This is a genomic window from Enterobacter cloacae complex sp. IR5402 (assembly GCF_049238125.1).
Taxonomy (GTDB): Bacteria; Pseudomonadota; Gammaproteobacteria; order Enterobacterales; family Enterobacteriaceae; genus Enterobacter; species Enterobacter hormaechei_C.
This window is the reverse complement of sequence record NZ_JBMKHO010000005.1, coordinates 102,748-125,135: the sequence shown is the minus strand read 5'-3', so window position 1 is coordinate 125,135 and position 22,388 is coordinate 102,748. Positions and strand designations below refer to the sequence as shown.

Annotated in this window: 21 protein-coding genes; 15 read left to right on the top strand and 6 right to left on the bottom strand. The window is 56.1% G+C overall.

The window, feature by feature from the left end; genetic code table 11:
• Positions 1–135 precede the first annotated feature (135 nt).
• The 4 genes from ACOTXL_RS11020 to ACOTXL_RS11005 are packed head-to-tail and all read left to right on the top strand — an operon-like array spanning position 136 to position 5,053.
• On the top strand, positions 136–720 hold the full coding sequence (locus tag ACOTXL_RS11020; RefSeq protein ID WP_022646579.1) for a fimbrial protein: 585 nt from the start codon (positions 136–138) through the stop codon (positions 718–720).
• A 52-nt stretch (positions 721–772) separates the two neighbouring features.
• A complete protein-coding gene (locus ACOTXL_RS11015) occupies positions 773–1,465 on the top strand; it encodes a fimbrial biogenesis chaperone (RefSeq protein WP_045350370.1) in 693 nt (230 codons plus the stop codon).
• Positions 1,466–1,480: 15 nt separating this feature from the next.
• A complete protein-coding gene (locus tag ACOTXL_RS11010; protein ID WP_045346058.1) occupies positions 1,481–3,973 on the top strand; it encodes a fimbria/pilus outer membrane usher protein in 2,493 nt (830 codons plus the stop codon).
• Between the two features lie 15 nt (positions 3,974–3,988).
• Positions 3,989–5,053, top strand: coding sequence for a fimbrial protein (locus tag ACOTXL_RS11005; protein WP_022650114.1), 1,065 nt, complete (start codon positions 3,989–3,991; stop codon positions 5,051–5,053).
• 6 nt (positions 5,054–5,059) lie between these two features.
• Here the strand turns inward: ACOTXL_RS11005 and ACOTXL_RS11000 are convergent, their stop codons facing one another.
• Positions 5,060–5,401, bottom strand: coding sequence for a response regulator transcription factor (locus ACOTXL_RS11000; protein WP_228041290.1), 342 nt, complete (start codon positions 5,399–5,401; stop codon positions 5,060–5,062).
• 14 nt (positions 5,402–5,415) lie between these two features.
• Positions 5,416–5,724 carry a hypothetical protein gene (locus tag ACOTXL_RS10995; RefSeq protein ID WP_228041289.1) on the bottom strand — a complete coding sequence of 103 codons (309 nt, stop codon included), beginning with the start codon at positions 5,722–5,724 and terminating at the stop codon, positions 5,416–5,418.
• A gap of 540 nt (positions 5,725–6,264) precedes the next feature.
• On the opposite strand from ACOTXL_RS10995, the gene ACOTXL_RS10990 reads away from it, so the two are divergent.
• Both ACOTXL_RS10990 and ACOTXL_RS10985 read left to right on the top strand, forming a co-directional pair.
• Positions 6,265–6,885, top strand: coding sequence for a LuxR C-terminal-related transcriptional regulator (locus ACOTXL_RS10990; RefSeq protein WP_410031826.1), 621 nt, complete (start codon positions 6,265–6,267; stop codon positions 6,883–6,885).
• A 76-nt stretch (positions 6,886–6,961) separates the two neighbouring features.
• A complete protein-coding gene (locus tag ACOTXL_RS10985; RefSeq protein WP_045342664.1) occupies positions 6,962–7,642 on the top strand; it encodes an EAL domain-containing protein in 681 nt (226 codons plus the stop codon).
• 33 nt (positions 7,643–7,675) lie between these two features.
• Here ACOTXL_RS10985 and nlpA read toward each other — a convergent pair whose 3' ends face one another.
• Together nlpA and ACOTXL_RS10975 are read right to left on the bottom strand one after the other, a co-directional pair.
• Complete coding sequence (gene nlpA / locus ACOTXL_RS10980; protein WP_080338180.1) at positions 7,676–8,464, bottom strand: lipoprotein NlpA; 789 nt, start codon at positions 8,462–8,464, stop codon at positions 7,676–7,678.
• Between the two features lie 241 nt (positions 8,465–8,705).
• Entirely contained in the window at positions 8,706–10,205 is a 1,500-nt protein-coding gene (locus ACOTXL_RS10975) for an MDR family MFS transporter (RefSeq protein ID WP_032608159.1), read from the bottom strand.
• A 78-nt stretch (positions 10,206–10,283) separates the two neighbouring features.
• Between ACOTXL_RS10975 and ACOTXL_RS10970 the strand changes: the two genes are divergently transcribed.
• A complete protein-coding gene (locus ACOTXL_RS10970; RefSeq protein ID WP_003861018.1) occupies positions 10,284–10,931 on the top strand; it encodes a TetR/AcrR family transcriptional regulator in 648 nt (215 codons plus the stop codon).
• On the opposite strand, the gene ACOTXL_RS10965 is transcribed toward ACOTXL_RS10970, so the two are convergent.
• Positions 10,928–11,347, bottom strand: a complete 420-nt coding sequence (locus ACOTXL_RS10965; protein WP_022650109.1) for a GNAT family N-acetyltransferase — start codon at positions 11,345–11,347, stop codon at positions 10,928–10,930. The two genes, ACOTXL_RS10970 and ACOTXL_RS10965, sit on opposite strands and share 4 nt — an antisense overlap.
• A gap of 185 nt (positions 11,348–11,532) precedes the next feature.
• Here ACOTXL_RS10965 and ACOTXL_RS10960 point away from each other — a divergent pair, with 185 nt between their 5' ends.
• From ACOTXL_RS10960 to ACOTXL_RS10935, 6 genes are all read left to right on the top strand, one after another.
• Positions 11,533–12,102 carry a TetR/AcrR family transcriptional regulator gene (locus tag ACOTXL_RS10960; RefSeq protein WP_022646570.1) on the top strand — a complete coding sequence of 190 codons (570 nt, stop codon included), beginning with the start codon at positions 11,533–11,535 and terminating at the stop codon, positions 12,100–12,102.
• Between the two features lie 147 nt (positions 12,103–12,249).
• A complete protein-coding gene (locus ACOTXL_RS10955; RefSeq protein WP_022650108.1) occupies positions 12,250–13,371 on the top strand; it encodes an efflux RND transporter periplasmic adaptor subunit in 1,122 nt (373 codons plus the stop codon).
• A complete protein-coding gene (locus ACOTXL_RS10950) occupies positions 13,371–16,481 on the top strand; it encodes an efflux RND transporter permease subunit (protein WP_045350372.1) in 3,111 nt (1,036 codons plus the stop codon). The genes ACOTXL_RS10955 and ACOTXL_RS10950 overlap by 1 nt, the downstream gene beginning before the upstream one ends.
• A complete protein-coding gene (locus ACOTXL_RS10945) occupies positions 16,481–17,845 on the top strand; it encodes an efflux transporter outer membrane subunit (RefSeq protein ID WP_023323933.1) in 1,365 nt (454 codons plus the stop codon). Before ACOTXL_RS10950 ends, ACOTXL_RS10945 begins: the two co-directional genes overlap by 1 nt.
• Before the next feature lie 49 nt (positions 17,846–17,894).
• Positions 17,895–19,052, top strand: a complete 1,158-nt coding sequence (locus ACOTXL_RS10940; protein WP_022650105.1) for a multidrug effflux MFS transporter — start codon at positions 17,895–17,897, stop codon at positions 19,050–19,052.
• A gap of 82 nt (positions 19,053–19,134) precedes the next feature.
• Positions 19,135–19,431, top strand: a complete 297-nt coding sequence (locus tag ACOTXL_RS10935) for a YicS family protein (RefSeq protein WP_003861030.1) — start codon at positions 19,135–19,137, stop codon at positions 19,429–19,431.
• 48 nt (positions 19,432–19,479) lie between these two features.
• On the opposite strand, the gene ACOTXL_RS10930 is transcribed toward ACOTXL_RS10935, so the two are convergent.
• Complete coding sequence (locus tag ACOTXL_RS10930; RefSeq protein WP_003861033.1) at positions 19,480–20,430, bottom strand: LacI family DNA-binding transcriptional regulator; 951 nt, start codon at positions 20,428–20,430, stop codon at positions 19,480–19,482.
• 293 nt (positions 20,431–20,723) lie between these two features.
• Here ACOTXL_RS10930 and ACOTXL_RS10925 point away from each other — a divergent pair, with 293 nt between their 5' ends.
• Positions 20,724–21,038 carry a PTS sugar transporter subunit IIB gene (locus ACOTXL_RS10925; RefSeq protein ID WP_003861034.1) on the top strand — a complete coding sequence of 105 codons (315 nt, stop codon included), beginning with the start codon at positions 20,724–20,726 and terminating at the stop codon, positions 21,036–21,038.
• Positions 21,039–21,049: 11 nt separating this feature from the next.
• Positions 21,050–22,378: a PTS cellobiose transporter subunit IIC gene (locus ACOTXL_RS10920; protein WP_003861036.1), complete on the top strand. Its 1,329-nt coding sequence runs from the start codon at positions 21,050–21,052 to the stop codon at positions 22,376–22,378.
• Positions 22,379–22,388 lie beyond the last annotated feature (10 nt).

Sequence of the window (22,388 nt, the reverse complement as noted above, 5' to 3'; positions counted from 1 at the left end):
TTATGTACTTTTTTAGTGCAACATAATATCGTCAAAGCATTCTCCCGAGTCGCCATGCGTCTAGCCGGTACATCAGGGACATGTGTAGCCGATTAACATTCATTTTAAATAACACAAATCTTCATGGAGTTTATCATGTTCAAATCGATCATGACCGTATCACTGCTGGCCGCCGCTATTGCCTCTACCAGCGCAGTGGCCGCAGACAATTCAGCGGGTGGTATCATTAACTTTACCGGCGCTATTACCGATACAACCTGTACCATTAACGGCGGTAAAAGCGCAGACTTTACCGTTGCGCTTTCCCCTATTTCGGTAAAAGATGCAGGCACGACGGTTGGCCTGATCACTAAGAATAAAAAATCTATTGCGCTGACTTTCTCAGGTTGTTCACCAGCAGCCGGAACGACCGGCACCCCGCTGAAAGTGTATTTCTCCAGCGCGGATAATATTTCCACTGACGGTAAATACCTGCTGAATAACAGCGTGAACGAAAGCGATGCCAGCGTGGCACGTAATGTCGGTTTTGCGTTAGTGGAGCCAGGTTCGTCTACGCCAATTACCCTGAACCAGCCTTACACCACAGATATTATGGGTACAGCGACCGCGCCAGATTCCGAGACGCTGACGCTGGATGTTTATTATTATAAAACGAACGCCGCTGCCGCCACCGTGGGCGAGTTAAGCTCCAACGTAACGTATACCATTTCCTACCTGTAATAATGATTATTCAGGCTCTGTTTTCGCAGAGCCTGTATTTAAGGTTGCAATCATGCGCAAGGCAATTTTGCTGGCAGGCTTACTGCTAAGCACCGGTCACTCATGGGCCAATATTGTCATTAATGGCACCCGTGTCCTTTATCCTGAAAATAACAAAGAGGTGATCGTCCAGTTAATGAATACGGGCGATGCGCCCGCTCTGGTGCAATCCTGGATAGATGACGGTGATATTAATTCCACGCCGGAAACAGCCAATGTGCCGTTTTTGCTGTCGCCGCCAGTGATAAAGGTTAACGAACATAATGGCCAACAGCTTCGTATTAAAAAGCTGCCGTCCAGCTTGCCTGCGGATCGCGAATCCGTCTTTTTCCTGAATGTTCTCGACATTCCGCCCAGACCTGAAAATCTGCAAAATCAGAATACCGTTCAGCTGGCGATTAAATCCCGTATCAAACTTTTTTACCGGCCCGCTGCGCTGAAAGGCACGCTGGATGACGCGGTGGCGAAACTGGCGCTCGCCGCCGAAGGCGATCGCTTTCGCATTACAAATAACAGTCCGTTCCATATTACGGTCGCCAATATTTCGCTGGGTAAAACGAAATTGCTCCAGGAGTCCCCTATGGTTTCCCCGTTTGGGCAGCTGACGGTCGCCGCAAAAAATACGGTTAAGCGCGGACAGACCTTCCAGCTGATGTATGTGGACGATCTTGGCGCGTATAAAACCCGGACTTTCACCAGTCAGTGATCGGAAAGACTCACCATGAAAATGAAACAAAACAGACTCTGTCTGCTGGCAGTCTGCACGCTTCTGCTTTCGCATAAATCAGGGGCCGTCTCGTTTGATCCCTCCCTGCTTGCTGGCGCATCCGGTGAGTCCGATCTGTCTCGCTTTTCCGAAAACAACGCCATGCCTGCCGGCAGTCAGGAGATGGATATCTACGTAAACGGCAGCTGGAAGGGACGTTATACCGTCATCTACGGCGAGCAGCGTGACGACATCCGCATTGCCTGGAAAGATGCCCGGTCGCTTGGCATCAACACCACGTCCGTGCCTGCGCCCGCCATTGCGCACGGGCAGGTTCAGCTGCGCGATCTGGTTCAGGGCGGTGAAGTCAAAACCGATACCAGCACCCTGAGTCTGGCGCTTACCGTTCCGCAGGCGGCCGTGCTGCGTACTGAAGAAGGTTACATTGCCCCCCAGTTCTGGGACGAGGGGATACCGGCGCTGATGCTCTCGTGGAACACGACCTGGTACAACACCCGCGCGAAAGGCGCTGCGAAAGACACAAATGATGATTTTTATGCCGGGCTGGATTCCGGCGCCAACCTGTTCGGCTGGCAGTTTCGCGACAGCAGCGCCTGGCGGAAAACGGCCAGCGGAGAGAGTAGCTGGCAGAATAATACCCGCTACCTGCGCCGTCCCCTGGCCTCGCTGAAATCCAACCTGACGCTGGGTGACTTTTATATTCCTGGCGATCTGTTTGATTCCCTGCGCGTGCGCGGCGTGTCGCTGGCGTCGGACATGAAGATGCGCCCAAATTCACAGCAGGGTTTTTCACCGGTGGTTCACGGCGTGGCACGGACGAACGCCCTGGTGAAAGTTATCCAGAATGGCAACGTGATCTATCAGGAGAATGTGCCGCCGGGCCAGTTTACCCTCGACAGCATTCAGCCTACCGGCTCCGCGGGCGATTTGCTGGTGGTGGTGCGTGAAGCGGACGGTTCACAGCAGTCCTTCACGGTGCCGTTTTCCGCCGTACCCGGGATGCTAAAAGAAGGGGTGAGTCAGTACAGCGTGGTGGCGGGTAAAGTGCATCAGAACACGCTCGATGCCGAACCCGCATTCATGCAGGCCACGCTGCGCTACGGGTTTAATAACCTCATCACCGGGTATACCGGGACGATTATTAGCGATAACTACCAGGCCGGGCTTGTCGGTACCGGGTGGAACCTTCCCTTTGGCGCGGTCTCGTTTGATGTCACCCACGCCAAAACCACCCTACAGGATCGCACCAGCAGCGGTCAGAGTTATCGCGTGTCGTACAGCAAATTTATCGATACCACCGCCACCAACTTCACCCTGGCGGCCTATCGCTATTCCACTAAAGGCTATTACAGCTTCAGCGACGCGCTCTATTCGCGCGAAGGGTATCAGCGCCTGAGAGCGCAGTACGACGACTATGAAGATCGGTTTGGCGTTGCGCCCGACATGTCGCTAAGCACCTGGGACGCCATGCGCGCGGCGCAGCCCAAGAATACCTTTACGCTTAACCTTAATCAGCGCCTGCTCAATAACTGGGGCACGGTGTTTGTCTCCGGCACACAGCGCGATTACTGGAACTCACAGCAAACCACGCGCGAATACCAGATGGGCTATTCCAACGCCATCGGCCGCGCCAGCTATACCCTGTCGGCCAGCCGGGTACGGAACAGGGACAGTGAAGAAGAGACGCGCCTTTACCTCTCCCTCAGCCTGCCGTTCTCGCTGTTTGATAATAATGCGTGGATCACCTCCAGCCTGACGGCCAGCGATTCGCATTACGAGCAGAGCAATATCAGCATGAGCGGGAACGCGCTGGCGTCGAACCGACTGAGCTACACCCTCTCCGGCAGTAATGCGCGGGGGGGGAAAAATGCGGCAAGCGTTAACGCCGCGTACCGTTCGAACTTCGCGACACTCGGTGGCTCTTACAGCGAATCCTCCGACTACCGCCAGACCGGGCTCAGCGGACGCGGCAGCCTGGTGGCCTACCCGTGGCACGTTCTCGCCTCAAACGAAACCGGCACAACCATGACTATCGTCGATGCGCCAAAGGCGGAGGGGCTGATGGTGAACGGCGATGAAAGCATTATGACGAACCGCGATGGCGTGGCGCTGGTGCCTTACGCCACCCCGTATCGCAAAAACGCCATTACGTTAACTGAAACGGAAAACAGCGCTGGCGCGGAGGTGATCGGCAATATGGCTAACGTGGCTCCTTACGACGGGGCGGTGAGCTATATCCGCTTTGAAACCGACAAGCGCCAGTCATGGGTACTTCATGCGACGCGCGCCGACGGCAAACCGCTGCCCTTTGGCACCGAAGTGCTGGATGAACATGGTGAATCTGTCGGGTATGTCGGACAGGCCAGCGTACTGTATATCCGTGCTGAACAGCCGCCACGCGCGCTCAACGTGCATCTCCGCGGCGGAAAGTGCGAAATCTCCTCCCCGGCCTGGGGGCTGAACAGCCCCTCATCGGTTTGCCATTAATTACGGATTATCAAAATGTTACGATCATTCATGTTCCTGCTCCTCACCAGCGTTAGCGGGATGAGCTATGCCACCTGCTCCGGCAGCAGCATCGTTTATGGCACACCGATTACCATTGATTTATCGGATAAGCTGAGCCCGGCCACGCCCACATGGACCGGCAGCTTCACCACCCAGTACAGCGGCTCGTTCAACTGTACGACGGGTAATAGCGAATTTTCTTACACGCCGATCCTCTCGACCGACAGCAAATACGCGACCATCCTCGGATTCAGCAACAACAAGTATATGGTGCGGGCGGAGATCACCAATCCCCCGGCCAATAAAACCCTGTCTGCCAGCGGTAGCCATACGGCGTCTGAGCTGAATACACCGTTTACGGTTCGCTTCACCCTCGTTAACCAGAGCGGCACCACCCTGACGGGGGATACGGCGAACATGAGCGACGTTCTGTTCGTCAGCGACATGAGCGGGTTATCTATCTGGGAAATCATCACCTGGCCAATCAATCAGGTCATCAAGATAGCGCAGTGGTTATTCAGCGGGTTCAAGTGGCCTTACGACAACCGCGATATGTTTGGTCAGCCGATGATCATCAAATACGCGCCAAAACTGACTACCTGTTCCTTTGATAATGCGGGGCTGACCGTGGCGCTGCCGACGCTCGGCATTCCCCAGCTCAGTGCATCCTCACAGCCGGGGCTGACGCCTTTTTCACTGAACATGAGCTGTCAGAACGTCGGGGTTAATGGCAATTCCGATCGGGCAATTGAGATGTTTCTGTCCAGCACGCAGCTGCTTTCGACCGACAGCTCGGTGCTGATCGACAGCAGCAGTAGCGCGGCGCAGGGCGTGGGGCTCCGCCTGATAAAACGTGACGCCCCGCAAACGCCGGTGACCTTCTCTACCTCGACCACCAGCCGTGGCAACGCCACAATGATCTTCAGCGTGGCGGCTGGCGCGGCGCTGGACGAACATTTCACCCTTCCGATGGCGGCGTACTATTACGTGTGGGCACCCGCCCAGGTGAGCCAGGGTAAGATCAATACATCGGCTACGCTGAATATTATCTACCCCTGATGTGGACTATTCCTCCATCTTTCCAACCGTCTGCACATACTTAATCAGTTCGCTGTGGTTGGAAAGATTCAGCTTTTTCATCGCATTATGCTTCTGCGTCGCAATGGTACTGACCGAACGGTTTCGATGACGGGCAATCTCCGTCGTTGAAAATCCTTCCACAATAAGATGAAGCACCTCCCACTCTCTGGCCGAGAGGATGGAGCGCGCCCGGGAGCCGGACCGCATTACCCGCCTGAGCCACGAAGAGATCGACGGTTTTTGCCCGTCCGCCATGAGCAACGCGGGTAATTCCTTTTTCAGTTCAGTCAATTCATCCTGCTGACTGATGGTTAATTCAAATTTCATCTCCAGAACTTTTTTTAACAGCCCGTAAGGCAGCTGGGCACCAACAGAACACGCCTGACGTGATGGGTTTTACATAAAGATGTAAAACGGCTGCTGACCTCCGCACTCCACTCTTTATGATTAAGCAGATAATTAAATTCAGTGAAGAAAACATCCACGCTATTATCCGCCACCGCCGCCAGCGCCTGTTCTGTGGAATCGACCTGAGTAATGTTCAGTACGTAATCGGGTAAAAGATCCTGGAGCGCCCGGAATATTATCTCTTTAAATATATTTATTTTATAAAACACCATTACCCTTACGATACGTTCAGTATTATTCATGTCTTTTCTAAATTCTCGTGACCGGAGGAAAATGATAATAGTTTATGTACTCACCACTCACAACCTCTTCGCGCCAGGATTTTATCCTTCTCAGGCCTAAAAATCTGAACAAGGACATTAAATTTATAGAAAAAATTCTATTTTATTCTGCACGCCGTTTCCTCTCGCAGATTAAGCCCTGTCGATAATCCTGCCACGATCACAACTTTTCTCACAGAAACAGCAATAACCCACTGATAAAACAGTGTATCAACTCCATTAATCAACTACCTGACACTTAATATCCACTCCTTTACAGAATAAAAACCTGTCATGAATATTATAAGAAGATTAAAACAATTACATATACCATTAAAACCATTTTTCAATTTTATCTTCTTCTAATAATTGGCATCAGCTTTACTCGCCGGTTTGTATTGGCTTACATTGATGCCATCGCATCGCGTTATTTAAAAAAGTGCTCGCTATTCTTTTAATAAGAGAGTGCGAACCGCCATTTTCTCTTATATGGACTGTTTACTCAGCGAAAGGAGAATGCCAATGCAAAATAAAAAAACAATTCACGTTGCCGTTGTTGACAGCTGCGAATTCACGATGATTGGCCTGCAATCGCTTGGAAAGCGTGAGCCTGATGAAAAACACGACGTTATTTTCCATGGGTTTACCCATATCGAAGAACTTGCTATGAGTGAACAACTCTTTGATATCATCATTTATGATCCGTTGAATACGCGTCATTTCCGGGTGACGACAAATGACGACATTCTCTGCATTAAACAGAAACAAGTGACGGCGAAGATCTATATCTATTCGTTATCCGCCGGCTATTTGAAATTCAAACATGTTGATGGGGTCATCAGCAAAAGAGTCTCCCTGGGGGATATCAAAGCGCTGTGGCAAATACTGATGAGCCAGACGCCGCAAGAGTCTGGCCGTTACAACGTAGGCATGACGACCCGCTTACGCACCCAGGCGAGGCTGTCCAGCGAGGAGGCCAGCGTATTGCGCGGCTATTCCTGTAATCTCAAAACCAAGCAAATCGCCCGTCAGCTGGGGTGTAACGTCAGGCTGGTTTACTTTTATAAGAACAACGCCATGAACAAGCTTAAAGCCGTGCGTGGCCCCTCGTTTTACCAGAGCATTCGCTGGATCCTGAATTAAGAATTTGACCGTGTGTCGTTTGCCTTTTGTTCCCGTGTCCGCGGGAACCTTTTTTTCATTTCCTGAAGGCTGTTCCATGTATACCGTTCTTCCCTCTCCCCTGTTGCAACGTATCTCAGGGCTGCGCTTCCAGCCGCTTGTCGATCTTCATTCGGGCCAGGTGTTCGCGCATGAAGTTCTCGTGGAGATCCATAACGTCAATCTTGAGGTGCTGTTTGCCTCGCTGCCCTCGCGCAGCGCGCTGCAAATCTTCTTCTGGCAGGCCAACACCCTGTTACAGATACCCGCCCGGGACGCTTACTGGCTAAACCTTCCGGCAGAACACCTTCTCGACGAACGCGCTATCCGGTTGTTGCTGGCGTTACGCCATCAGCAGCGGTTAACGATTGAAATTCAGGATCCCCTGACCATCACACGGCTGAGCGAGGCTGAGCAACGTCGTTTTCATGCCACGCTTGTTCGGTTAAAAGAGGCGGGATGGCAAATCTGGCTGGACGATTTAACCCGGGAGTTGGCTGAGGCGTTCGCGCGGCTTGCGCTACCGCTGGATGGGGTAAAAATTGACCGTTCAGCACTGCGCGAGCGCGCGCCGCTTGCCCCGTTTGTGCAGGAGGTCAGGACAGGTATCGCGCAATCAATTCTTATCGAAGGCATCGAGAATTCGCGGGATCTGGCGCGCGCCCGCACGTCCGGCGCACAGTCTGGTCAGGGTTTTCTGTGGCCCGAAAGCCGAACCGATGCCCGCGTAACGCTTTGACGGCCAGCGGAGCGCTGGCCTTTTTACCGGGGCTTACCAGCCCGGCACCGCGCCACCGTTAAAAATGGTCTCCGCCGCTTTCGCCACTTCCGGCGACTGATAGGACTGGATAAATTCCTTCACGTTTTCAGCGTCTTTGTTGTCTTCACGCGTGACCACAATATTCACATAGGGTGAGTTTTTGTCTTCAATAAAGACGCTGTCGTGTACCGGAGACAGCCCCGTTTGCTGGAGATAGGTGGTACTGATGATGGCCACATCCACTTTCGGATCGTCCAGCGCGCGCGGCAGCTGCGCCCCTTCCAGCTCCATAATCTGTAAGTTTTTCGGGTTCGCGGTAATATCCAGCGCCGTTGGCAGCAGGCCAACATCCGGTTTAAGGGTAATCAGCTTCTCTTTTTGCAGCAGCAACAGCGCGCGACCAAGGTTGGTGGGATCGTTTGGAATCGCAATGGTTGCGCCGTCCTTCAGCTCAGACACCGATTTAATCTTTCGGGAGTAACCCGCCATCGGGAAGACGAAGGTATTGGCCACGGCGACCAGATTGTAATTGTGCGCCTTGTTATCTTCTGCAAGGAAAGGGCGATGCTGGAAGACGTTGGCGTCCAGTTCGCCCTGGTTGGTGGCATCGTTGGGTAGCAGCGAGCCGCTAAAGCCCACCAGCTCAACATCCAGACCGTATTTCTCCTTTGCCACCTTTTTGGCGACTTCCGCCACGTCCTGCTCAGCGCCATTGATTACGCCGACTTTAATGTGTCTGGCATCATTGCCGCCCTGGTCACAGCCCGCGAGCAGCAGGCCAGTCAGGAGAAGCACACCCATTCGAAGTTTCACGAGACAGTTCCTTTTGAAAGACGTTTTGAAGACTATATCGACAACGAGACGGCAGGCTAAAAAACGAAAAGGAATCAGTAAGACGGTTAAGTTATATGCGGCCTGTTGCCGGGTGGCGCTGCGCTTACCCGGCCTACGTGACGGGGGAAGTGTAGGCCCGGTAAGCGTAGCGCCACCGGGCGATGGGCATCAGGCTACGGTAGTCCAGGCGCAAGCAGAACCGCTAACCTCACGCCTGCCGACGCAGCGGCGCTTCGCGCAAAAACCACGACAACACAAACGCCAGCACCATAATCCCCGCCGCCAGCATGAACACCGCATGGATCGCCGAGCCGAACGCATCCAGATAGTCCAGACGCAGGGCATCAGGCAGATGGTGTATGGCAACGGGATTAAGTTCGCGCGGCAGTTCCGCCCCTTCCGGCAGCCTGTCGATCAGACCTGATTGCAGAATATGGGTGAACACCGCGCCAAACAGCGCAACGCCAATCGCCCCGCCAATGGAGCGGAACAGCGTCACCCCAGACGTCGCGACGCCGTATTGATCGGCTGACACGCTGTTTTGCACCGCCAGCACCAGCACCTGCATCACCAGTCCCAGCCCCATGCCCAGCACGCCGGTAAACAGGTAAAGCTGCCAGGTTGGAGAGGTGATTGAAATGCGCGTCAGTAACATCATCCCCACCACGCCGAGCAGCGTGCCGAGGATCGGGAACAGACGATATTTCCCGGTACGGCTGATGATGCGCCCGCTGATGATGGAGGTGAGCAACAGCCCCCCCATCAGGGGGATGAGCTGCAAACCGGCCTGCGTCGGCGTGGCGTCTTTTACCACCTGTAAATAGAGCGGCAGGAAAGTGACGGAGCCAAACAGCGACATGCCGATAATAAAACCGATCAGGCTACAGAGCAGGAAGCTGCGGTCGCGGAAGAGCGACAGCGGGATAATCGGCTCCCACGCCAGCCGCTCTTCGTAGATAAACCCGGCGATCCCCGTCAGGCCGAAGGCCAGAATGCACCACAGCTGCGGGTCGCTCCATTGGCGGATCGTCCCCCCCTCGGTGGTAAACAGAATGATGCACAGCAACGCCATGCTGAGGTAAATCGCCCCCAGGTAATCAATCTCATGCTTGCTGCGCCGCGCGCTGCCGTGGAAAACCGCGCCAATCACCAGCAGCGCAAACAGCCCCAGCGGCAGGTTGATGTAGAAAATCCAGCGCCAGGATGCGTGCTGAACGATAAACCCGCCGATCAGCGGCCCTATCACCGTCGCCAGGCCAAACACGCCGCCAAACAGCCCCTGATAGCGACCCCGATCGGCAGGCGGGATCACGTCCGCCACGGCAGCCATGCTGATCACCATCAGCCCCCCGCCCCCCAGCCCTTGCAGGGCGCGCATCAGCACCAGCTGGGTCATGTTCTGCGCCAGACCGCACAGCGCGGACCCCACAAGGAACAGCACAATCGCGATTTGCAGAACGATTTTTCGGCCAAACAGATCGCCGAATTTGCCGTACAGCGGCACCACGATGGTCGAACTGAGGATATAGGCCGTTACCACCCACGAGAGTTTATCCAGCCCGCCCAGCTCACCCACGATAGTCGGCAGCGCGGTGGAAACAATGGTTTGATCCAGCGCCGAGAGCAGCATCACCAGCAGGAGTGCGCTGAACAGCAGCTTAATCGACGGCGCCTTTTTCGCAGGTTGAGTCATTACGTCGGACTCCATAAGACATCACTTGAAATTAATTAATCGTATAATTAATATTTGTGGAAGTGATGAATAAGATCAAGAGATACGGTGACCATGTCAGCACAAAAGGACAATTCTGAACCCCGCCGCCCCGGTCGGCCACGCGGCGGCAAGCGCGTTACCGCCAGCCGTGAACAGCTGCTGGATATCGCCCTGAATCTCTTTTCCCGCCAGGGGATCGCCAATACGTCGTTGAACGCTATTGCCCGCGAAGCAGGCGTGACGCCCGCCATGCTGCACTACTACTTCAACTCCAGAGAACAGTTGCTGGATGCGATGATTGAGGAGCGCTTCCTGCCGTTACGCGAGCGGATCGGGGCGATTTTCGCCGACAACCGGGATTCGCCGGTGGATGCCCTGACGGAAATGGTCAGGGTGCTGGCCGAACTGGCTGAAAAGTATCGCTGGTTTGCCCCGCTGTGGATGCAGGAGGTGATTGGCGAGATGCCGGTACTGCGCACCCATTTGCAGGCACGCTTTGGCGATGAGAAATATCACACCACGCTGGCAACCATCAAAGGCTGGCAGCAGGAAGGAAAGCTGAATCCGGCGCTGGCCCCCGAACTGCTGTTCACTACGCTGCTGAGCCTGGTGCTGGTGCCGTTCTCCCGCATGCGCAATGACGAGAGGCTTAGCGCCCTCTCGCCGGAGATCGTGGTGCGCCACGTGTTAGCCGTGATAGGCACCGGGATCGGCGGTTAAAGATTTTTGGACAGATAGTGTCTCTGCATTCCCTGATAAGGGTAATCCTGCAAGGACATCTGCACCTGATAACCCTGTTTTTCATAGAACGGACGCGCCTGGAAGCTGACCGTATCCACCAGCGCGTGACGACAGCCTTTGCGACGGGCCTCCTCTTCAGCCGTTTTGATAAGCTGGCTTCCCACGCCCGTTCCCCGCACGCTGTCGCTGACCCACAGATAGTCGATGTTCAGCCAGTCGCCTTTCCGTACGCCGATTAACCCGCCCAGCATGACGCCATTGTCGTCTCGCATATATACGCCAATATCGCCACTAAACGTCGCCAGATCTAAATACTGCGCGTTATAGGCTCTTAGCCCCGTTAATAATTCTTCTTTTTCTTCAGCCGTGACTTTATCTGTAATGCTCAGGTGCATAAATCTCTCCTTATTTTCAGCGCAATCTGAATATCTCACAGCTTAACCTTCATAAAAACTCCTTATTTCCTCCATTGTTTAAACAAGGAAATATTCATTCAATATGTAAATAAAAAAAACCTTTCCAATAGGCTCCGAAAACGTATAATGAGAACGATCATTCTCACTTTTTACGGTAGCCGACGATGAGCACAAAGCTGGAAGAACGACAAAAACTACGGCAGGACGAAATCATCACCGCCGCGCGCCGCTGCTTTCGCGCCAGTGGATTTCACGCTGCCAGCATGTCGCAGATCGCCAGCGAAGCCAGGCTCAGCGTCGGACAAATCTATCGCTATTTCAGTAACAAAGACGCGATCATTGAAGAGATGATCCGGCGCATTATCGACTCACGTATTGAGGAGATGCAGGGCAAAACCCTGGTTGAAGGGATGCCGCAGGCGCTTGCCTGGCGCCAGACGCTTAACGAAGATGATGACGCGCTAATGCTCGAAATGTCCGCAGAGGCCACGCGCAATCCGCTGGTGGCAAACATGCTGATCGAAGCCGAAGCCCGCATGTTCGCCAACGCTTGTGAGCACCTTAAAAAGCAGTTCCCCCACCTGAGCGATGAGCATATTCGCTGCTGCGTGGAGATTACCGCTGTGATGATCGAAGGCACGATTTACCGTCGACTCACGCCTTTAAAAGTACCGTCAGAACAATTAGAGCCCATATACCAGAATATTTTAAATATGCTTTTCTCTGCGAAGTAATCGCATGTGAATAATTAGCGGAAATAAGTAATTTCCCTTTTTTCATTTCTGGCTCAGCCAGAGATGCGGGATCGCTGTGCTTTTAATTAGCCCTCCTCCCTGTTAAGCGATTAACAGGGCAGGCTTCGTTCACCCTGGAAAAAGATTATGAAAACCATAACAACCTCCATCGCAGCATTACTCCTCCTGACAGGGTGCGATAATGCGCAAACATCTGCTCCTCAACGTCCTCTTCCGGAAGTGGGGATTGTCACACTCATGAGCCAGCCGGTGTCCGTCGTTAGCGAGCTGACCGGCCGCACCGCCGCCGCGATGAGCGCCGAAGTGCGCCCTCAGGTGGGCGGCATTATTCAGAAACGGCTCTTCACCGAAGGCGATACGGTCAAGGCCGGGCAGGCGCTGTATCAGATCGATCCTTCCAGCTACCGCGCCGCTTATAATGAAGCTGCCGCCGCACTGAAACAGGCGCAGGCGCTGGTGCAGGCCGACTGCCAGAAAGCCCGACGCTATGCGCAGCTGGTGAAGGACGACGGCGTATCACGTCAGGATGCGGAAGACGCGAAGTCCACCTGTGCGCAGGACAAGGCCAGCGTCGAGTCAAAGAAAGCCGCGCTGGAAAGCGCCCGCATTAACCTCAACTGGACCACCGTCACCGCGCCGATTGCCGGACGTATCGGCATCTCCTCTGTGACTCCTGGCGCGCTGGTGACCGCCCAGCAGGATACCGCGCTGGCCACCATTCGCGGGCTGGACAGTATGTACGTCGATTTAACCCGTTCCAGCGCCGATCTGCTGCGTTTACGCAAGCAAACCCTCGCCAGCAACAGCGATACGCTGAACGTGTCGTTGATTCTCGAAGACGGCAGCAGCTACAGCGAAAAAGGCCGCCTGGCGCTGACCGAAGTGGCGGTGGATGAGTCTACCGGCTCAGTTACCCTGCGCGCCGTCTTCCCGAACCCGCAGCATCAGCTTCTGCCGGGCATGTTCGTCCGCGCCAGAGTGGATGAAGGCATCATGAATGACGCGATCCTCGCCCCGCAGCAGGGCATCACTCGCGACGCCAAAGGCACCGCCACCGCGCTGGTGGTGAACGCCAGCAACAAGGTCGAACAGCGTCAGCTGGAGACGGGTGACACCTACGGCGACAAATGGCTGGTGCTGAGCGGTTTGAAGGCTGGCGATAAGCTGATTGTGGAAGGCACCGATAAAGTCACCGCCGGGCAGGAAGTGAAAGCTGAAGAGATGAAAACCAACGGAGGAAACGCCTGATGTTTTCCCGTTTCTTCGTGCGTCGCCCGGTCTTTGCCTGGGTTATCGCCATTCTCATCATGCTCGCCGGAATGCTGGCGATCCGCACGCTGCCCGTTGCGCAGTACCCGGACGTGGCTCCGCCGTCGATCAAAATCTCCGCCACCTATACCGGTGCCTCCGCACAGACGCTGGAAAACAGCGTGACGCAGGTGATCGAGCAGCAGCTCACCGGGCTGGATAACCTGCTCTACTTCACCTCCACCAGCAGCTCGGACGGGTCGGTGAGTATTAACGTCACGTTTGAACAGGGAACCGATCCGGACACCGCTCAGGTACAGGTGCAGAACAAAGTCCAGCAGGCGGAATCGCGCCTGCCGACCGAGGTGCAGCAGTCCGGGATCACCGTCGAAAAATCCCAGAGCAACTTCCTGCTGATCATGGGCGTATATGACAAAACCGACACCGCCAGCAGCTCGGATATCGCCGACTGGCTGGTGAGTAATATGCAGGATCCGCTGGCGCGCGTGAATGGGGTCGGTAGCCTACAGGTGTTCGGTGCAGAATACGCGATGCGCATCTGGCTCGACCCGGCGAAGCTGGCGTCGTACTCGCTGATGCCCTCCGACGTGCAGAGCGCGATTGAAGCGCAGAACGTGCAGGTTTCCGCCGGTAAAATCGGCGCGCTGCCCTCGTCGAACGCCCAACAGCTGACCGCCACCGTCCGCGCTCAGTCGCGTCTGCAAACGGTCGATGAGTTCAAAAAGATCATCGTCAAGAGCCAGTCCAACGGTGCGGTGGTGCGCATCAGCGACGTCGCGCGCGTGGAGATGGGCAGCGAAGATTACACCGCCACCGCGAAGCTGAACGGCCACCCGGCGGCGGGTATGGCGGTGATGCTCTCACCGGGCGCCAACGCGCTTAACACCGCCACGGCGGTAAAAGATAAGATCGCCGAGTTCAAAAAGTCGATGCCGGAAGGCTACGATGTGGCCTACCCGAAAGACAGCACCGAGTTCATCAAGATCTCCGTTGAGGACGTGATTCAGACCCTGTTCGAAGCCATTATCCTCGTGGTGGTGGTGATGTACCTGTTCCTGCAAAACATCCGTGCGACGCTGATCCCGGCGCTGGCGGTGCCGGTGGTGCTGCTGGGCACCTTCGGCGTGCTGGCGCTGTTCGGTTACTCCATCAACACCCTGACGCTATTTGCGATGGTGCTGGCGATAGGGCTTTTGGTGGATGACGCCATCGTGGTGGTGGAAAACGTCGAGCGTATTATGCGCGACGAAGGGCTGCCCGCCCGGGAAGCGACCGAAAAATCGATGGGCGAAATTTCCGGCGCGCTGATCGCCATTGCGCTGGTGCTCTCTGCGGTATTCCTGCCGATGGCCTTCTTCGGCGGCTCTACCGGGGTCATTTACCGCCAGTTCTCGGTCACCATTATTTCGGCGATGTTCCTCTCCGTGGTGGTGGCGCTGACCCTGACGCCCGCGCTGTGCGGCTCGATCCTGAATCACACCGCTCCGCACAAAAAGGGCTTCTTCGGCGCGTTTAACCGCTTCTACAGTAAGACCGAGCACAGCTATCAGAACAAGGTGCTGCGCGCCCTGCGCCGTTCCGGTGGCATGCTGGTGATCTACGCCCTGCTCTGCGGCGCGATGGGGTTCGCCATGCTAAAACTGCCGGGCAGCTTCCTGCCAACCGAAGACCAGGGTGAAATCATGGTGCAGTACACCCTGCCTGCCGGCGCAACCGCGGTGCGTACCGCCGAGGTAAGCCGCCAGGTACGCGAGTGGTTCCTCACCAAAGAGAAAGCCAATACCGACGTGATCTTCACCATTGAAGGCTTCAGCTTCAGCGGCAGCGGCCAGAACGCCGGGATGGCGTTCGTCTCCCTGAAAAACTGGTCAGAGCGCAAAGGCGATGAGAATACCGCCCAGGCCATTGCCCTGCGCGCCACGCAGGAGCTGAGCACCATTCGGGATGCCACAATTTTCGCCATGACGCCCCCGGCGGTGGATGGTTTAGGCCAGAGCAACGGCTTTACCTTTGAGCTGATGGCCAGCGGCGGCACCGACCGCGACGCGCTGCTGAAACTGCGTAACCAGCTGATTGGCGAAGCCAACCAGGACAACTCGCTGCACGCCGTGCGCGCCAACGATCTGCCGCAGATGCCGCAGCTTCAGGTGGATATCGATAACAACAAAGCCGTGTCGCTGGGGCTGTCCCTGAGCGACGTCACCGACACCCTCTCCAGCGCCTGGGGCGGGACCTACGTGAACGACTTTATCGATCGCGGCCGCGTGAAAAAGGTCTACATCCAGGGCGACAGCGACTATCGCGCCGTGCCGTCGGATCTCAACAAGTGGTATGTGCGCGGCAGCGACAGCACCATGACACCGTTCTCCGCCTTCGCCACCACCCGCTGGGAGTACGGCCCGGAAAGCCTGGTGCGCTACAACGGCTCGGCGGCGTATGAGATTCAGGGCGAAAACGCCAGTGGCGCCAGCTCCGGCACGGCGATGAGCAAAATGGAGCAGTTGGCAAACAGCCTGCCGTCCGGCAGCACATGGGCGTGGAGCGGTTTGTCGTTGCAGGAAAAACTGGCGAGCGGCCAGGCGATGAGCCTTTATGCCCTCTCGATCCTGGTGGTGTTCCTGTGCCTGGCAGCGCTGTATGAGAGCTGGTCAGTACCGATTTCGGTCATCATGGTGATCCCGCTAGGGGTGCTGGGCGCGGCGGTTGCCGCCTCCCTGCGCGGCCTGAACAACGACGTCTATTTCCAGGTGGCGCTGCTGACCACCATCGGTCTGTCGTCGAAGAACGCCATTCTGATTGTCGAGTTTGCCGAAGCCAAAGTGGCCGAAGGCTACTCCCTGACGCGCGCCGCCCTGCGGGCCGCCCAGACGCGTCTGCGTCCGATCATCATGACCTCGCTGGCGTTTATCGCAGGCGTGACGCCGCTGGCGATTGCCACCGGCGCCGGGGCCAACAGCCGCGTGGCGATCGGTACCGGTATTATCGGCGGGACGCTGGCCGCGACGCTGCTGGCCATCTTCTTTGTTCCTTTATTCTTTGTACTGGTGAAACGTCTGTTCTCCGGTAAGCACGCAAACCGGAGGTCATAATGTTTCGTGTAACCGTATTAACGTTAGCGCTGCTGAGCGCAGGCTGTGTGTCGTTAGACCCAACGTATCAGCGCCCGGACGCCCCCGTCCCGACGACGTTGCCGGGCGCCCATGGCGAAGCCAACGCCGTGGTGAGCCAGTGGCAGCAGGTGATGAATGATGCGCGGTTGAAAAGCGTGGTGACGATGGCGCTCAACAGCAACCGCGACGTGCAAAAAGCGATTGCGGATATCGACGCCGCCCGTGCCCAGTATGGCGAAACGCGCTCGTCCCTGTTCCCGACGGTGGACGCGGAACTGAGCCACACCCGCAGCCGCACGCTGGCGAGCGGTGTCGCGACAAGTGACGAAGCCAACGGCGCGGTCTCCAGCTTCGAACTGGATCTGTTTGGCCGCAACCAGAGCCTGTCGCGTGCCGCGCGTGAAACCTGGCTTGCCAGCGAATTCACCGCGCAGAACACGCGCCTGACGATGGTCAGCGAGCTGACCACGGCCTGGGTGACGCTGGCGGCGGATAACAGCAATCTGGCGCTGGCGAAGTCCACCCTGGAGAGCGCCGCAAACTCACTCAAGATTGTGAAGCGCCAGCAGGAAGTAGGCGTGGCAGCGGCAACGGACGTCAGTGAAGCGATGGCGGTTTACCAGCAGGCGCGCGCCAGCGTGGCGAGCTACCAGACGCTGGTGATGCAGGACAAAAACGCTCTCAACCTGCTGGCGGGCGATACGGTGCCCGAGAACCTGCTACCCGGCACGCTGGAGAGCCTGAGCGACAACGCCATCACGCTGATCCCGGCGGGCGTTAGCTCCAGCGCGCTGCTGCGTCGTCCGGACATTCAGGAGGCGGAACACAACCTGCTGAGCGCCAACGCCAACATCGGCGCGGCGCGCGCCAACTTCTTCCCGACCATCTCGCTCACCGCCAGCGCGGGCGTCGGCAGCGATTCGCTGTCGTCCCTGTTCAGCCACGGGATGAAGGTCTGGTCGTTTGCCCCTTCCATCACCCTGCCGCTGTTCAGCGGCGGCAACAATATGGCGCAGCTGCGCTATGCGGAAGCCGAGAAAAAAGGGTTAATTGCGACCTATGAGAAAACCATCCAGAGCGCGTTCAAGGACGTGGCCGACGCGCTGGCCCGGCGCGAAACGTTGAGTGAACAGCTTGATGCCCAGCGTGAATACGTGGCGGCGGAGCAAAAAACGCTGGATGTGGCGACGCGCAGTTACAAGGCTGGCGCGGGCGATTATCTGACGGTGCTCACCGCGCAGCGGTCGCTGTGGTCGGCGCAGGAATCACTGATTGCCTTGCAGCAAACCGACCTGGAAAACCGCATCACGCTGTGGCAATCGCTGGGCGGCGGGATTCAGTAACATCACTGCCGGGCGGCGCAACGTTGCCCGGCCATCAGAGTAAATACCTATGGCAAAAGTCTCTTTTTCTTTCGCGGCCATCCTTGGCCTGCTGACGGCGATCGGGCCGCTGTGTTCCGATTTTTATCTTCCGGCGCTGCCGGAGATCGCCACCCAGCTCAACACCTCCACAACGCTGACGCAGCTTTCTCTTACCTCGGCGCTGATTGGCCTGGGGCTGGGACAACTCTTTTTCGGCCCGCTAAGCGATCGCATCGGACGTAAAACGCCGCTGCTGTTCTCACTTTTGCTGTTTGTACTGGCTTCAGTGCTTTGCGCCAGCACGCAGAATATTTACGCCCTGATCGGCTGGCGATTTGTGCAGGGCGTTGCCGGGGCGGGCGGCTCCGTACTTGCCCGCTCCATCGCCCGCGATAACTATCATGGCACGATGCTAACGCAGTTTTTTGCCCTACTGATGACGGTCAACGGCATCGCGCCCGTGGTGTCCCCGGTACTCGGTGGCTATATCGCGTCGCATTTCGACTGGCGGATGCTGTTCTGGGTAATGGCAGGGGCGGGTCTGGCGCTGCTGATCGCCAGCCAGCTTTTTATCCGCGAGTCCCTCACAGAGAAACAGGGCAGGGGATCGCTGACGCAAACCGCCAGGACGGTACTTAAAAATCGTCGCTTTATGCGCTACTGCCTGATCCAGGCCTTCATGCTGGCGGGGCTGTTCGCCTATATCGGGGCATCCTCCTTTGTGATGCAAAACGAGTATGGCCTGAGCGCCATGCAGTTCAGCCTGCTGTTCGGTGTGAACGGTATCGGCCTGATCGTCTCAGCGCTGATTTTCTCCCGTCTGGCACGCCGCCATCTGGCGGAAAGATTGATGCGAACAGGCCTCGTTCTGGCGTTGTCCTGCGCGGGGCTGACATTGCTCTTTGCGTGGATGCAGCTTTCCGTTCCGGCACTGGTTGCACTCTTTTTCACCGTCGCATTTAACAGCGGGATCAGCACCATTGCGGGTTCAGAAGCGATGAGCGCAGTCGACACGAAGGAGTCCGGCACAGCGTCAGCCATTCTGGGCATGCTGATGTTTTTATTCGGCGGGATCGCAGCGCCTCTCGCGGGTATCGGCGGAGAAACGATGCTGAAAATGAGTCTCGCGGTGTTAGTAAGCTATGGCATTGCACTGGCGATCGGATCCCGCACGCAGAATGCGTAAATTCATACTTTTGGCTTGAATCGCGTTGATGAATGTAACGATATATTTCAGGGGAAGCATGTGACTTTCAAAGGAGGTTTCGATGAAATCTGCACACCTGGTTTGCCTGCTCGTTTGCCTGATTTTCGCTGCGTTTGTTCACGCGCAGGAGAAGAGCGCTCCGGAGAAAGAGGCCCAGATAAAACAGCAGGTCCTGAAAGATGTAAAGAAAACCTGTACCCCGCAGAAAAAGCAGAGCGATAAGGCCTGGCAGGCGATGATTTTGTCGTCTGAGGCCAATCAGCTGCTGATCAAAAACGCCATCACCGCCGTGAAGCGTGACAACCTGGACGCCTACTGGGATGCAGTCAGTCAGGTGGATTGTATGGAAGATTACTGAGGGTTGAGCGCCGGGTGGCGCCGCGCTTACCCGGCCTACATTACACGTTTAACGCTTCCGCACATCCGGAATAATTAAATCCCCGCGCAGCACGTAGGACCCCAGCATCTGCGTTTTCTCTGTCAGCCAACTCACGATACGCGCCGCCATGGCGTCCATGGAATACTCAATGGCCGGGATCACTGGGATACCCGGCAGATGCAGCGAACCGCCGAGGCTAAAGACCATGATGTCTTCCGGTACCGATTTATTAAACGCCTGTAACTGCGGGATCACCCGCTGGGCTTCCTGCTCATCCGCCACCAGCAGCGCGTTGAAGTTCAGCGTGGACGCGTTGTTGAGTAATTCCTGAAGCGCAACGGACGATGAAGTTGCGTCCATAAACACGAGGTTGCGATTAAAGGGCAGGAAGTTTTTCTCCAGCGCATGTTTGTAACCCAACAGCACCTGATCGGCAAAGCCGCTGCCGTGCGGGTGGATGAGCGCTATCTGGCGACGCCCCTGGCTGGTGAGATAGTTGCAGGCCGTTTCAGCCGCGAACGCGTGATCGAACTGAATGCTGTTGGCGTTATCGGCTTCCATACAGTCGACCAGAATCACGTTGTCCATGTCCACGTCCAGCGGGAAACGCGCGCCAATCACCAGAATGTCATCACATAAGCCGCAGGAGAGTTCTTCAAGGGCGTTCATCACTTCTGTTTTCGTGTGTGCGAAACGCAGCAGCAGATGTTTTTGATGCTGGCTGAGGTGTTTTTCCAGCGCGTACAGGTAACCGGTGGTCTGGTTAATGTTTTCCTGCGCGCAAATCACCCCAATGCAGCCCGTCGACTGGCTGAGCAGCGACTGGGCGATCACGTTGGGACGATAGTTCAGCTCGTCCACCGCTTTCAGAACAGCCTGGCGGCTGGCTTCTTTAACGCCACGCGACCCGCTCAACACCCGTGATACCGTGGCTTTGGACACCCCGGCCAGACGCGATACATCGTTGATTGTAGACATCTCTCTCCCCTGTCAGACGCAACTGGCGTCTGTAATTTCCATCACCGCTACGGCTCACATTATAGCCAGAACGGAGTATATCCGTTTCCGTTTTCCATGGAAACCGATTTTCCGTTTCCACTCAATTTGATGCCAAAACAGCCAAATTATGTGACCCACATCCGGTTAATTAGCCTCATAAGTAATGGATCTTGATGGTTGTCACACTTCTGTCTTTTATAAATGGAAACCGGTTTCCGTATCATGTCCAATCATCCTCGCAATAACTTTTTACATTTTGAGGATGGTTGTCGATGTTCAAGATTATGCTGTGCTGCTCTGCCGGGATGTCCACCAGCCTGCTGGTCAGCAAAATGATCGATGTAGCAAAAGAACGGGGCTTACCCGTGAAGATAGATGCGTATGGCGTATCCGAATTTGATACGCAGTTTCCGCACTATCAGGTGGTGCTTCTCGGACCGCAAGTGAAATACATGTTAAAGACACTCTCAGACAAGGCAGCGACGCAAGGCATTCCGGTGCAGCCCATCGACATGATGGATTACGGCATGCAGCGTGGCGATAAAGTACTGGACTATGCTCTGTCGCTTATCGAAGCGGCACACTAAAAGGTGTTCACATGAGTTCGTTATATCAATCTATGGTCGCGGTCATTGAGCAATCAATTACCCCGCTGGCCGCGAAGCTGGGTCAGCAAAAGTATGTGATTGCCATCCGCGACGGCTTTACCGCCGCGCTGCCGTTTATGATCATCGGCTCGTTTATGCTGGTGTTTATCTTCCCGCCGTTTTCGGCGGATACCACCAACAGCTTCGCCCGCGGCTGGCTGGATTTCTCCGAGACCTACCGCGAACAGCTGATGCTGCCCTTTAACCTCAGCATGGGCGTGATGACCTTCTTCATCTCGGTGGGGATTGGGGCGAGCCTGGGGCGTCAGTTTAACCTCGATCCGGTGATGTCCGGCCTGCTGGCCTTTATGGCCTTCCTGCTGGTCGCAGCACCCTATGCCGATGGCAAAATTTCGACCCAGTATCTCTCCGGCCAGGGGATCTTCACTGCGCTTATCACCGCGATCTACTCCACCCGCGTGTACGCGTGGCTGAAGCAGAACAACGTCACCATCCGCCTGCCGAAAGAGGTGCCGACCGGCGTGGCGCGTTCGTTTGAGATCCTGATCCCGGTGATGGTGGTGATCGGGACGCTGCACCCGCTGAACCTGTTCATTGAAGCGCAGACCGGCATGATTATCCCGCAGGCGATCATGCACCTGCTGGAGCCGCTGGTCTCGGCGTCTGACTCCCTGCCCGCGATTCTGCTCTCCGTGCTGCTGTGCCAGATCTTCTGGTTCGCGGGTATCCACGGGTCGCTGATTGTCACCGGCATCATGAACCCGTTCTGGATGGCGAACCTCTCTGCAAACCAGGCGGCACTGGCGGCGGGCGCGGCGCTGCCGCACGTTTATCTGCAAGGTTTCTGGGATCACTACCTGCTGATTGGCGGCGTAGGCTCGACCCTGCCGCTGGCGTTCCTCCTGCTGCGTAGCCGCGTTACCCATCTGCGCACCATCGGCAAAATGGGCGTTGTGCCAAGCTTCTTTAACATCAACGAACCGATTCTGTTCGGCGCGCCGATCATCATGAACCCGATGCTGTTTATCCCGTTCGTGTTCGTTCCGCTGGTCAACGCCTGCCTGGCGTACGGCGCAACTAAACTCGGCTGGCTGGCTCAGGTGGTTTCGTTAACCCCGTGGACCACGCCCGCGCCGATTGGCGCCTCGTGGGCGGCGAACTGGGCGCTGAGCCCGGTGGTGATGTGCCTCGTCTGCATGGTGATGTCGGCGCTGATGTACCTGCCGTTCCTGCGCGCCTATGAGCGTACGCTGATTAAAAACGAAGAGCAGAAAGCCCAGGCTGCAACCGTGGGTGCCGCTGAAGCCACAAGCAATTAAGTCAAAGAGG